The organism is Roseobacter litoralis Och 149 (assembly GCF_000154785.2).
GTDB classification, from domain to species: domain Bacteria; phylum Pseudomonadota; class Alphaproteobacteria; order Rhodobacterales; family Rhodobacteraceae; genus Roseobacter; species Roseobacter litoralis.
Genome location: NC_015730.1, coordinates 884,676 through 898,041, shown reverse-complemented (window position 1 = coordinate 898,041; position 13,366 = coordinate 884,676). Strand labels below are relative to the sequence as shown.

The window sequence follows — 13,366 nt, the reverse complement described above, 5'->3', positions numbered from 1 at the left end:
AGATCAGCACGGGTTGCGCGCGGGTTCACCCGCGATGAAACGACGGACTTCTTCGGCGGCCTGTTCCGCCGCATAGGTCACGGTGCGCACCGATGCCCCGGCGATATGCGGGGTAAGGGTCACATTGGGCAATTGCAGCAGCGGCCAGTCTTTGGGCACCGGTTCGACACCAAAGGTTTCCATCATGGCGCTGCCGATTTCACCCTCCACCAGTGCGGTGTAAAGATCATCGTAATGGCACATCGGGCCACGGGCCGTGTTCACGAATAACGCATCGTTTTTCATTTTCTTGAAGGCCTCTTTGTTCATCATTTCTTTTGTCTCATCGGTGACGCGCGCATGCAGCGTAACCACGTCCGCCTCGCTCAACAGGCGGTCCAGTGTCACATGTTCCACCCCCGCTTTCGCATCCTCAGGGGTCAGTTGCACATAGGGGTCGCAAACCAGCACCTTGGTCCCAAAGGCGCGCAGCAGCTTGACCACTTTGCTGCCGATATTGCCATAGCCGATGACGCCCACGGTCATCTCATTCAATTCGCGGCCCGTGATATCGGCCCGGTAGAGATCACCGCGCCATATGCCATTGCGCAACGCCTCGTGGCCTTCGCGGATCTTGCGGGTCTCGGTCAGGATGGCCCCAAGGGTAAATTCCGCCACGGCACTGGAATTGCGCCCCGGTGTGTTGACCACCGTGACCCCGTGATCCGCCGCCGCCTTCATATCCACATTGACCGGCCCGCCGCGCGACACCGCGACCAGTTTCAGGTTCGGCATCCGCGCCAGCATACTACGCGATACAGGCGCCAGATGGGTCACCAGAATTTCCGCATCCCCGACGAAGTCGACCACATCATCCGCCGTGCCGAAATACTCCTTGAGATCATCCATGCCCTTGACCGAATAGCCATGTTCCATCGGTTCATCGGGCCAATTGTCCTTGCGGGTGCGGATGTCAACCGCGTCGCCACAGGCCGCTGCAAGCGCATCGGCAAATTTCTCCGGCAGCATGAACAGATCGCCTATGATCGCGACTGACTTAGGCATGATGTGTCTCCTTGATAGTGGCGAGCGTCGCCCAGACCGGGGCGGCATCTGTGCGGATGGTGCGGTAGGACGGAAACAAAGCGCTGTAGCGCGCAGCAAGGTCCGCGTCCGGTGCTTCGGCAGGCCCGAGCAAAGGCTGCACCCAATCGGCGATGCAGGCATTCATATCCGAATAGGCCCCGATCGCCACAGCAGCCGTCATCGCAGCCCCTGCCGCCCCGGCTTCCTCGCGCGCGGTCGTGCGTACATTTGCGCCCAGAGCAGAAGAAAAAACCTTGCGCAGCGCGGCCGAGCGCGCGGCCCCGCCCGTCAGGCGCACCTCGGTCGGGACGCCGCCCATCGCGTCATAGCAATCGCGCGCCGCATAGCCCAACCCTTCGATGACCGCCCGCAGCAGATCGGCAAAGCCATGCTTTGATCCAAGCCCCATGAAAGCAGCGCGCGCGTTGGTGTCGGTGAAGGGTCCGCGCTCTCCCGCTTCCGAGATATAGGGGTGATAAATCACCTCGCCGGGGTTTGTACGCGCCAGCCACCCCTCGATCCGGGCAACGAGATCGGCGTGTTCAACAGCGCCGCCCATCTCGCGGATCAGATCCGCCCCCAGCCCAAGCAGCCAGTCGATGTTGAGCGTTGAGGCCATATTCGTCTGGATTTGCGCAACAAGGCCCGGCACAGGCAAGACCATGACATAGCCCGAAGGCTCCGCACTCAGAGTGACATCTGCCGCCGGGGTTGCGCGCATGTGCATCCCCGTTGATCCCACGATGGTGCAGCCCGTCGCGGCATCCGGCGTGTAAAGCCCCGCGCCCAGCCCGGTACAGGCCACATCCACATAGGCCAGCGCCACGGGCGTGCCCTCCAACAGCCCGGTCTGCGCGGCGGCCTGTGCGGACAGGCCATGAGTTTGCTGCGCACCATCGACGATTTCGGGCAGCAATCCACGGCGATGGGTCAGCCCAAGGCTGGCAATCACCGCGCCGCTATAGGCGCGGGTGCGAAAACTGCCGAAGGTGAAGTTGGCTTCTGACGGGTCGGTCGCCCGCACGCCGGTCAGGTTGAGATAAATCCAGTCCTTGCAGTGCAGCGCCACCTCGGCGGCGTCCAGCACCTCCGGCATCGTCGCATCCATATGCGCCAGCTGCACCCCCATCTGGCAGGCGTTCAACCCGGTGCCGGTGCTCTGGAACCGCTCCGGCGGCTCAGTCGTGCGCAAGCTGGCCGCCGTGGCAGCACTGCGCGCATCAAGCCAAAGCCATGCATCCGTGACGGGCCGGTTGTCCTTGCCCACAAGCCACGTGCCGTCCCCCTGCCCCGTCACTGCAAGGGCCGCCGTGCGCGCCGCAAGATCGGGCACCTTGTCGGCCAGATCGCGCAGGGTCCGGGCGCAATCCGCCCATGTCGTATCCTGACACTGAAACGCCGCCCCATCCGCGCGGGTGGTATAGCGGTTGGGCACCGAGGCGACGGCGATCTGCGTGCCGTCCAGCAGGAATGCCACCGATTTGATGACCGATGTGCCTGCATCAATCCCGATCAGAATATCACGCGCCTGAGCCGTCATGCCATATGTGCCCCGTGGCTGAGGGCGGCGCCCGTGTCCTTGTCAAAGACATGCAAATCCTCCGGTGCGAGACGCACATGGATGGCATCCCCCACCGCCACATCCGCCCGGTCGTGTTCGACCAGAACAATGGTGCCGTTTGCAAAACTGGCGGCGATATGGCTCTGATCGCCCAGCCACTGGTTCGCGATGACCTTTGCCTGCGCGCCCGCCGTGTCGCGGTGCACCGCATAAGGGCGCACCCCCAGCACGATGTTCTTGCGCGCCAAAAGGCTCGCGCGCACTTCGGGGGCAAAGGCATCAGCGGCATAACTCAGATTCAGACCCTGCCCCAGATCGAGGTGCAACTGCCCTTCCTGATCGCTGGCTTGCGCGTCAAAAACATTCATCGGCGGCTCGCCCACAAAAGTGCCGGTGAACAGATTGGCCGGTGCTTCCTTGATGGTCTGCGGGGTGGCAAATTGCTGCAACACACCGCCCTCCATCACCGCGATCCGGTCTGCGAGCGCGTTGGCTTCGGTCTGATCATGCGTCACGAGGATCGCCGTCAGCCCACGTTCCTTGATATAGTATTTGATCCGCCCGCGCAGCAGTGTGCGCAATTGCGGTTCCAACTGACCCATGGGTTCGTCCAGAAGGTGCAAATCCGCATCCCGGATCAGCGCGCGCGCCAGCGAGGCCCGTTGTTGTTGCCCGCCAGACACCGACGTCGGATACCGGTGCAGAATGTCGGTAATCTCCAGCATCTCGGTCACTTCCTTGACCTTGGCCTCTACCTCGCTGGCGGGCAGTTTCGCGGCCTTGAGCGCAAAGGCAATGTTTTCACCCACGGTCACGGTCGGGTAAAGCGAATACCCCTCAAAGGCCATCGCCACATTGCGCCGAACCGGCGGGAGCGTCTGAATTTCGCGGCCCGCCAGTTCGATCGTCCCCCGGCTGGTTTCCTCAAAGCCCGCGATCATCCGCAAGGTCGAGGTTTTACCGCAGCCAGATGAGCCCAAAAGCGCGATAATCTCGCCTTTCATCACGTCCATGTCGATGTTCTGGACCGCATGAACACTTTTGCCGATGGCACCGTAGAACTTGTCGACGCCCGTCAGTTTCAACAGCGCGCTCATCATGCGGCTCCTTGTGTATTTGCGGGCTGTGTCGGTGCAACCCGGTTGCCTGTGGCGCGGTCAAACAGATGGATGTGGGTCGCGTCAATCGTGACAAAGCCCGTCCCTTGCGCAGGTCCCGGACTGCCCGCCGGGCGCGACACCATGATTTCGCGACCATTTTGGGTCAGTCCGAGGGTCACGGTTTTCTCGTTCAGCGGTGTTTCCGTCTCGATTATAAGGGGGATCGCCCCTGCGGTGCCTTCTGCGACAAAGCGGATCGCTTCGGGGCGAATGCCAACCGTGCACGCGCGCCCAACCATTTCGGCATATCCGGCATCAACGGTCACGGGAACGCCGGACAGGGTAAATTGCACACCACCTGCGCCTTGTGTGAGTGTGACGTCCAACAGGTTGATTACCGGATCGCCAAACAGGCGGGCAATCTCGATATTGGCCGGGGCGAGATAGATGTCGGACGGCGTGCCGGTCTGTTCGATGCCGCGCGCACTCATCACCGCGATCCGATCTCCAAGCGCCATCGCCTCTTTGTAGTCCTGCGTGACGTAGATCACCGTGGCGTTCTGCTCCTTGAGCAGGCGCGGCAGTTCCAACCGCATCTCGAACCGCAGCTTTGCATCCACATTGCGCAAAGGGTCATCAAGCAGCAGAATGTCAGGCTCCCCCGCAAGGGCGCGGGCAAGGGCGGTGCGCTGCTTTTGACCGTTGGACAGTTCCTTGGGCTTGTGGTGCAGCACATGTTCGATCTTGAGCATCCGGGCGATCTTGCCCACTGTGTCGGTGATCCCCGATTTACTCATGTTGCGCGCGGTCAGGGGGGCTGCGATATTGTCGGTCGCATCCATATGCGGAAACAGGGCAAAGTTCTGGAACGCCATGCCGATGCCCCGGTCCTCTGGCTCGACACCGTTCATGTCACGCCCCTGAATGGTGATGGTGCCTGCATCCGGCTCAACCACGCCAGCGATCAGACGCAACAGCACGGTTTTACCCGCCCCGGAGGGGCCGAACAACACCAGTGTCTCCCCCTGATCCACCGACAGGCTGACCCCGTCCAGAACCACGTCCTTTTTGAAGGCTTTGACAATATTCTCAAGCGCCAGAGTCATGGTTTATCCTTTCACCGCGCCAAGGCTGAGGCCTTCGACAAGGTAGCGTTGTGCATAAAGCGCGAGCGCAAAAGTCGGCGCAATCGACAGGATGATCCCCGCCGCGATCTGCCCGTATTGCACGCCGGAGGCGGTGATAAAGGCCAGCGCCCCAACCGTGACCGGCTGTTTGTCCGCCGAGGCAAGCACCAGCGCAAAGATAAAGTTGTTCCATGCAAAGATAAACGCCAGCAGGGCCGCCGCCGCAATTCCTGGCCCCGCCAGAGGCAGCGCAATCTTGCGGAACGTCGTCCACCAGCGATGGCCTGCAATGCGGTAGGCATATTCGATATCTGCTGGAATATCCTCAAAATAACCCCGCACGATCCACAGGATGAGCGGCAGCACGATCAACTGATAGACCCAGATCAGCCCGCCGTAGGTATTGGCTAAGCCCAACTGCTGAAAATAAATCGTGAGCGGCAAAAGTACGAGCAGCGGCGGCGCGAAGCGAAAGGACAAAAGCGTAAAGGCGATGTCTTCGGAGCCGCGGAATTTCAGCCGCGCAAAGGCATAGGCCGCAGGCACACCAAGGATCAGACCCACCGCAACAGAGGCCGTTGACAAAAACAGCGAGTTGAACAGATTGCCCATGAACTTGATTTCAAGGGAGCTGGTATCCGTCACAAGCTGGCCGGTAATCAGCCCCCGGTAATTCTGCAATGTCGGTTCAAAGAACACCGAAGGTGGCACCTGAAGGATCGTTGCATTGGTCTGGAACGACATCAGGATGATCCAGAAAATCGGGAACATGAAGAACAGGATCACAAGGGTGATCGCGATGCCGCGCAGGACAGTTTCGAGTGGAGAGGTGGTGTTCATGGCCTTGCCCCTATGCGTCGCCGCGCTGCCGTTCACGCAGTCGCAGCCAGTTTTTGATAAAGATGCTCGACAAGAAATAGGTGATCGCCCAAAGGATCATCATCAGTGCTGCAGAACGCCCCACATTCGTCGATTGGAAGAAATTCAGATAGGCTTCAACCTGAAACACGGTCAGCGCATCGCCCGGCCCCCCTTGGGTCATCGCGTAAATGATATCGAACTGCTGAATGCTCTCAATCATGCGGAACAATACTGCGGTCAGCAGGAAAGGTGTCAGCATGGGCAGGGTGATGCGATAAAACACGAACCATCGCGGCACGCCGTCCAATGCGGCGGCCTCAAAAGGTTGTTGCGGCAGGGAGCGCAGCCCGGCCAGCAGCAGGATCATGATAAAGGGTGTGTAGACCCAGACATCGACGATCACGACCGTCAGCATTGCGGTCTGCGGATCGGACGCCCAGTTGAAATCGGTAAAGCCCAGAAAGTCTGCAAAATAGGAAAGAATGCCAAACCCCGGGTTCGTCATCAGCTTCCACATCAGGGCCGCAAGCGCCGGGGCCGTCATCAACGGCATAAGCAGCATGATCGAAACGAAATTGTTGAACCGCGTCCGCTTTTGCAGCAGAAGGGCAATCCCCAAGCCCAACAGCAACTCGATCCCCACCGCGCAGAACGCGTAGGTGAGCGACACTTTCAGCGTGTTCCAGAACGACGCATCCGACATGAAATTCAGATAGTTCTGGCCCCAGTTGTATTCCCGCGCCCAGGGTTGCGACAGACGATAGCGCTGCAGCGAATACAACACGGCCGTGAAAAACGGGATCAGAATGCCAATGCAGACCAGCAAGGCGGGCAGACTGAGCACATAGGGCAGCATCCGTCTGCTGACTTTAAATCGCCTGCGAGGGGGGGCGCCTATCGTTGCGTCTGACATGAACAATCGTCTCCTGTATCTCTGAGCGCTCTCAGAGCATGCAATTCACAGTGTGCGTGTGAAACAGTGGGGGCCCGCCTGCACAAGGCTGGCGGACCCTTTCGTCTCTGCTGACTTAGTGCAGGCCAGCCTCACCAAGCTGGGTGTTGACGGATTCGGCCAGCATATCCAGCCCTTCATCAACAGGCACCTCATTGGCGACCATCTTCTGAAGCGTCTCTGCCCACTCGGTTGTGAGGTCAAAGAACAGCGGCTGCGGCGTGAATTTGATCGATGCCCCCGGTGCCGATGCATCATGCATTTCGACATATCCCGAGTATTTCGACGACAGTTTATCACGGAACATTTCATCCGCCCATACCGAAGAACGTGCAGGGTTCACGAGGTCCATCTCACGCGCGCCGAACAGGTCATGCTCAGGGCCCGTGACCCACTGCAGGAAGTACCATGTGGCATCCTTGTTCTGTGAGGCCCGCGACATCGCCATCGACCAGATCCAGATGTTTGGCGTCGGCGCGGCTGCGTCAGGGTTGGCCGCAAAGCCAGAGAAGGCAAGGTTGCCCGCTTCTGCATTCTCGCCACCGTTCATGAAGTAGCCGAGAATGTCCGCGTCAAACATCATCGCAGACTTACCAGCCCCCACATCCGTGCCGACCTGATACCATGTGTGCGTTGACCAGTCAGGCGCACCGGAATCCTGGATCATCTTGACCCATTTGCTGTGGTATTCCTTGGACACATCCGTGTTCATGGCAGCCGACAACATGCCATCATCGCCAACGGTCAGATCGACCTGATCAAAGTTGGTGTATCCCGACAGGAAACCGGGGTGGATCGTTGCCCAGCTGCGCGAGCCGCGCACACCGATGCCATAGCCGCCTTCCATGACGGATTTTGCCGCCGATGCCGTGTCCAGCAACTCGTCGATATTGGTGGGAACGGACAGGTTGTTGGCGTCGAAAATCCGCTTGTTATAGGTCAGGTTGTTCTGCTCATAGGCCAGTGGGATACACCACTGCTTGGCATCATCAGAACCGATAGGCGCACCGGGAACACCGCTCCATGCGCAGGATTTGCGCACGCCTTCAAGCACGTCTTCCCACATGTAATCCGGGTTGGTCTTGGTGTCGTCCATGATCCATTCGTTCAGATCCTCGACCCAGCCCGCTGGACCATAGGTCCATGTCATGTAAGCACCGGTCATGAACGCGTCATATTCGCTGGAGCCTGACGACAGGGCGGCCGTTACCTTGTCGAAATACACATCTTCGGGGAAGACGTCATATTCCACATTCATGCCGGTGAGTTCCTTGAAGTTCTCAAGGTTGGCAATCATCGCATCGGTATAGGGGTGCTGGTTGAGCAGCAGACGCACGGTTGTGCCTTCGTGCTTTTTCCAATCAAACCCGTTCTGCGCCAGCGCACGGGTGGCCGAGGCATTGACCAGTATCGCCGCCGCAGATGTGGACAGGCCGAGCGCGCCAAGGCCCCTGAACAGTGAACGCCGGCTCATCTTGCCAGCCGTGAAGCTGTCTATCAGCTTGTTTTCTTTATCATACATTAGATTTCCTCCCTGGGTTTCAAAATCGTATCAGTCTTGCAAAAGCGCGCGTGCCGTGCGCTCATCAGTGATGAGGCCGCTCAGGCAACCGTTCATCAATACAGATCGGATTGCGCCGACCTTCTCTTTGCCACCTGCAATGGCGACAATCTTTTTGCCCTCGGAACCGTTCAGCCCCGCAGACATTGTTCGCTCGGTCAGCGCGGTCCGTATGGTGCGCCCCTCCGCGTCAAAGAACTGCCCGAGCAATTCGCCAACGCCACCCTTGGCAACGACGTCCTTGATCTCTGGCGCTTCTATCATGCCGGATGAGACCAGCGACGCGCTGGGTTCAGTTGTGCCGATGCCAACAACCTTCAATTCGGAATTTGCCGCCAATTCGAATACTTTGGACACACCGCGCTGGTTCAACAGTACCTCACGGTCTTCAACCGAATTGGCAAAGAACGGAACGGGCATTACATAGGCCGCGGCCCCCGTTTTGGCCGTCAGACGGGCCATCACGTCATGCGGTGTGGCCGAATAATTCCGGGTCAACCCGCCAAGCAGCGACACGAATTTGACCTTGCTGCCATCGCACCGGCCCATCTGGTCGACCGATGCAGCCAAGGTGCGACCATGACCGATCCCGATACAAGCATGATCACCATTGTCGATCTCACGCTTGATAAAAGACGCGCCCGCCTGACTTAACGTGCGCAGAGGCAATCCCGGCTCTCCGAGGTCAGGCGCAATTTCGCATGTTTTCAACCCGTATTTCGCCGCAATTGCGCTTTCCAGGGCGATGCATTCCGCGATGTCCCCTTCGATAGAGACCTTGACCAGACCATCCTGCACCGCGCGCGCGATCAGGCGATGCGCCTTGACCGATGGCACCCCAAGCCGCTTGGCGACCATCGCCTGTGTGAGCCCACCAACGTAATGCAGCCATGCAGCACGCACAGAAAGGCTCGCCTCCATCGCCATCTTTTCCGCCGTGAGCGCCATTCATTCCCCCATGGAACCGGTTTAGCCAAGTCGCGAAACCGAATTTTATTCCACCATGTGTAAAATTTTGCACTTTAAAGATAAGCGTGTCAACAACCTCCTACGCTGCATCGCAGCGCTCTACGCCTAGGGGGATGTGGGTGAGATCGACCCCGATAGACATCTGCCTGTCGGATCAGCGCCTGCGCCACGGATACCATCTGCGACTGCCCGCCTGACAGCTCGGAGATGTAGGATTCGGACAAATGCCCGATACCCGCGTCATGCAGGGCAGCCCCGACAGCCCCCATATCCTCAGCACTGACGCGCCAGCCAGCGAGGTTCTTGCGCGCCATCATCATGACGTCGAACACGGTAAGCGCGGCACTGGCGGCAAAGAACTGCGGCATGAAACACACCCGCCTGAGCCGGTTGCGGGAGGCGAGCGTCGAAAGATCGGTGCCGTTCAGGTTGACCATGCCAGTGCTGGGTTTCAGCAGGCCCGCGATGACACGAAACAGGGTGGATTTGCCCGACGCATTCGGCCCGATCAGAGCGGTCAACTCCCCCGGTGCAGCGCGTTGAAGCTAAAGAGCATCGCGATGCCCACAAGGATCATCGCTTCGGGCGTCACCCCGCGCAATTAGATAAAGGCAAAGAGCGCCAGCGAAGCCAGAAGCGAGAACATGAAAGCATTGACCGTGACCAGCAGGTCACCAACAGCCGGGATCACCGTAAAGCCAAGACGGCAGGTACAACCAGGCCAGCAACGGCAATCTTTGTCCAGCGCTCCTGTGTCAGCGCCCCCCTGCCAACGCGTCGACAACCGGGATCACATGGTCCTCTAGCCGGTCGATCAATGTGACGCCGCCCAGAATTTCGGACAGAAACTGCGAAATCGCCTCGGTGCGATACTCAAGCTGCTCCGAAGGAACAGGGAATGGGGCCATCGCTCTTTCAGCAAGTGCGATGCCTGTCTCCCTCACACGTCAACTGCCATGTCGTCTGACGCACAAACCCAACCGGCTCGTGGTTGCCTGCAATGAACGGACCCTGAATGCCTAAATCACCGATCCAGCGATAGACGCCGCCGCGCAAGCCCGCCTCATCCAGCGCAAGACCATCATCGACTGGGGTTAGTCCGCCGGTACGGATACCGCGCATCGTTTTGCATGCACAGGCTTTGGGTCTTGTTGTAGCGATTGCACGCAGCAACCCAAATTGATCCAGGACACTTAATCACCTTTGAAGAAGGCGTCGAAATCGCGGGCGGGCATTCTGCGCGACCTGACTTGGCGATGCCATGAAACTATATCAAAGCCCTTTGAGTTTCCGATATAGAGACCAAACAAGGAGGCTTGTATGAAGATTGGTGTTATCGGTGAGGGGGCCATCGGCCGCTATGTGATTGATCAACTCAGCATTGACGGGCGGGCACCTCTTATTTCGCTTGTGCGGCCGGCGCGTATGGACAGGGCGAATGACAAAGTGTCCGTTCGTGTCGCAAGCGTGGGCGACCTTCCCGATGATATTGATTTGATGGTCGATTGCGCGGGACATGCAGCATTGATCGAACATGGGGCGGCCATTCTGAAACGGGGCATTGATCTGGTGACCGTCTCACTGGGCGCACTTGCCGACGAAAATCTGGAACAACTCCTGACGCAAGCAGCACGGACCGGTGGGGCACAGCTGCATTTGGCCAGCGGTGCGATCGGCGCTTTGGATTGTCTGCAAGCTGCGCGTGTCGGGGGGCTGAGCGAGGTGACTTACACCGGACGCAAGCCGCCCGCCGGGTGGCGCGGATCTGCCGCGCAAGAGCGCGTCGATCTGGACGCTTTGACATTTGCCACCGCCCACTTCAGGGGCACGGCACGACAGGCGGCAACGCAGTATCCCAAGAACGCAAATGTCGCTGCCGCTGTGGCCCTTGCCGGATTGGGCTTTGATCACACACAAGCGGTTCTGATCGCAGATCCCGATGCAACCGCCAACATTCACGAAATACATGCATCCGGCGCATTCGGGAGTTTCGGCTTCAGGATCGAGGGCAAGGCCCTGCCCGACAACCCGCGCAGCTCTGCGCTTGCCGCGATGAGCGTCATTTCTGCCATCCATCGCCGCCGCGCTCCGATAACGACATAGCGCCCATATGTGTTGCAATCACACCCGTACCGGCGACCACGCGATGACAGGCCTGGAGCTGCGCCACTGGTTGCAATGTGTCAGCACGGCACCCGGTAAGCAGGCGGTGCGTGCCCTTTGCGTTCAGCTATTTAACAGGACCAATCGCGGCATCGTTCCGACAGTTTTTGGCAAAAGGCTCACCTGTCACGGCAAACCGATCTTTGCGCAGACTTCAAATGCCGCCCACAACAGGATGGTATGAACGAGGACAATAGCGGTCCCATTGTGGTGAGCACAGGTCGGTCGTCACCCGTCTGAGCCAGCAATTCGATTGCATGGCTTGTCGCATCGTTGCGATCGGGGTCCTCCAGTTCGGCGCTGGCCAGTAGGTTGCAATCTTAAACAGCTCGCCCGACATGATGTAGCCATCCGCGCCCTCGCCAGAGTTGGCCCGGTCCCGGCGCTGCGCTTTATTCGTTAGCAAGACAGTCTTTGAAATGCGACAGCACTTCGCCTCCCAATTTGGATGCACAGACGCGAGCCTATTCCAAACCTCAAAGCCACATTCAAAGACCACGGCACCGATTTGAGGGCGCTTGGAAAGCCCAAACCGCTGTGAGCGGTCTGTGGGTTTTGCCGCCCAGCACGGCGCGCGCACATAGCCGGGAGAAATATTCGACCCGCTTGAAAACGGCACCATGTTCCACAAGATTGAGCATGCGCATCGATTGATGACCCGGACAGCCCGGATAGTCCTATCTGAGTTACTCGCACATGATCATGAGCACGTTTGCTACTGTCATGTCACAAGCGAACGTTTCTGGAATTGCGCGTTTTTCCAGCGCTCTTCCTTGAGGATTTTCTCCAGTTTGTCGACAGCGCCCATGATGTCAGCCTCGTTCACGAACAGCGGTGTAATCCCGAAACGCATGACGTTGGGAGCACGAAAATCGCCAATCACATTGTCGGCTATCAGCGCCTGCATACAGGCATAGCCGTGCTCAAACGCGAACGACACATGGCTGCCGCGTTTCCTTGGTTCACGCGGCGTGACGAGATCCAAGCCGGGGCAACGCGCCTCAATCTCGCTGATGAACAGCGCGCAGAGTTCTGCTGAGCGCGTCTGCAATTCGTCCATATCCACATTGTCCCAAATATCGAGCGCCACGGACAAAAGCGCGAAAGACGCAATCGACGGCGTGCCGATCCGCATCCGTTCGATCTTGCCTGGCATGGGGCGGAATGCGGTGTCAAAGGCAAAGGGGGCCTCATGCCCATACCAGCCCGACAGGAACGGCTCGACCGTGTCGAGCAGACGGGGCGCCACATGGATGAACGCAGGCGCGCCGGGCCCACCGTTAAGATACTTATACGTGCAGCCCACCGCGAAATCCACGTCACAGCCACCCACATCGACAGGCACCGCACCGGCAGAATGCGCCAGATCCCAGACGACCACCGCGCCCAGCGCATGCGCTTTGTCGATGATCGCTTTCATGTCGTGGCGCCGGCCTGTGCGGTAGTCGACTTCGGTGAGCATCACCACGCCGACGTCTTCGATGATATGGTCCATGACATCTTCGGGATCGGGCGTGCGCAACTCGTAACCTGCATCCTTCAGCTTGATCAGCCCCTCGACCATATAAAGGTCCGTCGGGAAATTTCCGTTGTCCGACAGGATCACCTTGCGGTCCGGCACCATCGCCATACCCGCTGCAACCGCCTGAAAGACCTTTATGGACAATGTATCGCTGACCACGGTGGAGCCCGCAGGTGCGCCAATCAGACGCCCGATACGATCGCCCAGCGTATTGGTCTGCATGAACCAGTCCTTGGTGTTCCAGCCCTTGATCAGTTCGGTGCGCCATTCATCGTTGAGAAAACTGGTCATGGCTGGCACCGACGCGCGCGGCATCGGCCCGAGGGAGTTGCCGTTAAGATAGATCATCCCTTCGGGCAGATCGAACTGCTGGCGTGTCCATTCGAAATCAGTCTTGTATTGGGTCACAGTTTTTCCTCACTTCGAGATTTCTTTCAGGCGCTTGACCAGCGACATGTCTCTTTTCGTCGGTCCACCACGCTCTG

13 protein-coding genes are annotated in these 13,366 nt (G+C 58.9%); 1 reads left to right on the top strand and 12 read right to left on the bottom strand.

Features of this window, described 5'->3' with window-relative positions:
• Positions 1–3 precede the first annotated feature (3 nt).
• The 11 genes from RLO149_RS04080 to RLO149_RS04035 all read right to left on the bottom strand — a co-directional run bounded on the left by RLO149_RS04080 (position 4) and on the right by RLO149_RS04035 (position 10,318).
• On the bottom strand, positions 4–1,044 hold the full coding sequence (locus RLO149_RS04080; RefSeq protein WP_013960800.1) for a 2-hydroxyacid dehydrogenase: 1,041 nt from the start codon (positions 1,042–1,044) through the stop codon (positions 4–6).
• Positions 1,037–2,605: an FGGY-family carbohydrate kinase gene (locus tag RLO149_RS04075; RefSeq protein WP_013960799.1), complete on the bottom strand. Its 1,569-nt coding sequence runs from the start codon at positions 2,603–2,605 to the stop codon at positions 1,037–1,039. Before RLO149_RS04075 ends, RLO149_RS04080 begins: the two co-directional genes overlap by 8 nt.
• Entirely contained in the window at positions 2,602–3,723 is a 1,122-nt protein-coding gene (locus RLO149_RS04070; RefSeq protein WP_245538122.1) for an ABC transporter ATP-binding protein, read from the bottom strand. The genes RLO149_RS04075 and RLO149_RS04070 overlap by 4 nt, the downstream gene beginning before the upstream one ends.
• On the bottom strand, positions 3,723–4,832 hold the full coding sequence (locus tag RLO149_RS04065) for an ABC transporter ATP-binding protein (protein WP_013960797.1): 1,110 nt from the start codon (positions 4,830–4,832) through the stop codon (positions 3,723–3,725). Before RLO149_RS04065 ends, RLO149_RS04070 begins: the two co-directional genes overlap by 1 nt.
• A 3-nt stretch (positions 4,833–4,835) precedes the next feature.
• The gene (locus tag RLO149_RS04060) at positions 4,836–5,693 is read right to left on the bottom strand and encodes a carbohydrate ABC transporter permease (RefSeq protein ID WP_013960796.1); all 858 of its coding nucleotides are present in this window, start codon (positions 5,691–5,693) and stop codon (positions 4,836–4,838) included.
• A gap of 10 nt (positions 5,694–5,703) precedes the next feature.
• On the bottom strand, positions 5,704–6,627 hold the full coding sequence (locus RLO149_RS04055) for a carbohydrate ABC transporter permease (protein ID WP_013960795.1): 924 nt from the start codon (positions 6,625–6,627) through the stop codon (positions 5,704–5,706).
• A gap of 115 nt (positions 6,628–6,742) precedes the next feature.
• Positions 6,743–8,188, bottom strand: a complete 1,446-nt coding sequence (locus tag RLO149_RS04050; protein WP_013960794.1) for an ABC transporter substrate-binding protein — start codon at positions 8,186–8,188, stop codon at positions 6,743–6,745.
• A 30-nt stretch (positions 8,189–8,218) separates the two neighbouring features.
• Positions 8,219–9,175: a sugar-binding transcriptional regulator gene (locus tag RLO149_RS04045; RefSeq protein ID WP_013960793.1), complete on the bottom strand. Its 957-nt coding sequence runs from the start codon at positions 9,173–9,175 to the stop codon at positions 8,219–8,221.
• Positions 9,176–9,264: 89 nt separating this feature from the next.
• Positions 9,265–9,717, bottom strand: a complete 453-nt coding sequence (locus RLO149_RS23045) for an ATP-binding cassette domain-containing protein (RefSeq protein WP_013960792.1) — start codon at positions 9,715–9,717, stop codon at positions 9,265–9,267.
• A 234-nt stretch (positions 9,718–9,951) separates the two neighbouring features.
• Positions 9,952–10,104 (bottom strand): hypothetical protein, encoded by a 153-nt coding sequence (locus RLO149_RS23745; protein ID WP_013960790.1) that lies wholly within the window; start codon positions 10,102–10,104, stop codon positions 9,952–9,954.
• Positions 10,105–10,111: 7 nt separating this feature from the next.
• The gene (locus RLO149_RS04035) at positions 10,112–10,318 is read right to left on the bottom strand and encodes a hypothetical protein (protein ID WP_013960789.1); all 207 of its coding nucleotides are present in this window, start codon (positions 10,316–10,318) and stop codon (positions 10,112–10,114) included.
• Between the two features lie 198 nt (positions 10,319–10,516).
• On the opposite strand from RLO149_RS04035, the gene RLO149_RS04030 reads away from it, so the two are divergent.
• On the top strand, positions 10,517–11,299 hold the full coding sequence (locus RLO149_RS04030) for an aspartate dehydrogenase (RefSeq protein WP_013960788.1): 783 nt from the start codon (positions 10,517–10,519) through the stop codon (positions 11,297–11,299).
• A 781-nt stretch (positions 11,300–12,080) separates the two neighbouring features.
• Here the strand turns inward: RLO149_RS04030 and kynU are convergent.
• Positions 12,081–13,289, bottom strand: a complete 1,209-nt coding sequence (kynU, locus tag RLO149_RS04025) for a kynureninase (RefSeq protein WP_013960786.1) — start codon at positions 13,287–13,289, stop codon at positions 12,081–12,083.
• Positions 13,290–13,366: the final 77 nt, after the last annotated feature.

Excerpts from the sequence above, each read along its gene's own strand:
- RLO149_RS04080 (WP_013960800.1), bottom strand. The coding sequence starts at position 1,044 with ATGCCTAAGTCAGTCGCGATCATAGGCGATCTGTTCATGCTGCCGGAG.
- RLO149_RS04075 (WP_013960799.1), bottom strand. The coding sequence starts at position 2,605 with ATGACGGCTCAGGCGCGTGATATTCTGATCGGGATTGATGCAGGCACA.
- RLO149_RS04070 (WP_245538122.1), bottom strand. The coding sequence starts at position 3,723 with ATGAGCGCGCTGTTGAAACTGACGGGCGTCGACAAGTTCTACGGTGCC.
- RLO149_RS04065 (WP_013960797.1), bottom strand. The coding sequence starts at position 4,832 with ATGACTCTGGCGCTTGAGAATATTGTCAAAGCCTTCAAAAAGGACGTG.
- RLO149_RS04060 (WP_013960796.1), bottom strand. The coding sequence starts at position 5,693 with ATGAACACCACCTCTCCACTCGAAACTGTCCTGCGCGGCATCGCGATC.
- RLO149_RS04055 (WP_013960795.1), bottom strand. The coding sequence starts at position 6,627 with ATGTCAGACGCAACGATAGGCGCCCCCCCTCGCAGGCGATTTAAAGTC.
- RLO149_RS04050 (WP_013960794.1), bottom strand. The coding sequence starts at position 8,188 with ATGTATGATAAAGAAAACAAGCTGATAGACAGCTTCACGGCTGGCAAG.
- RLO149_RS04045 (WP_013960793.1), bottom strand. The coding sequence starts at position 9,175 with ATGGCGCTCACGGCGGAAAAGATGGCGATGGAGGCGAGCCTTTCTGTG.
- RLO149_RS23745 (WP_013960790.1), bottom strand. The coding sequence starts at position 10,104 with ATGGCCCCATTCCCTGTTCCTTCGGAGCAGCTTGAGTATCGCACCGAG.
- RLO149_RS04035 (WP_013960789.1), bottom strand. The coding sequence starts at position 10,318 with ATGCGCGGTATCCGTACCGGCGGACTAACCCCAGTCGATGATGGTCTT.
- RLO149_RS04030 (WP_013960788.1), top strand. The coding sequence starts at position 10,517 with ATGAAGATTGGTGTTATCGGTGAGGGGGCCATCGGCCGCTATGTGATT.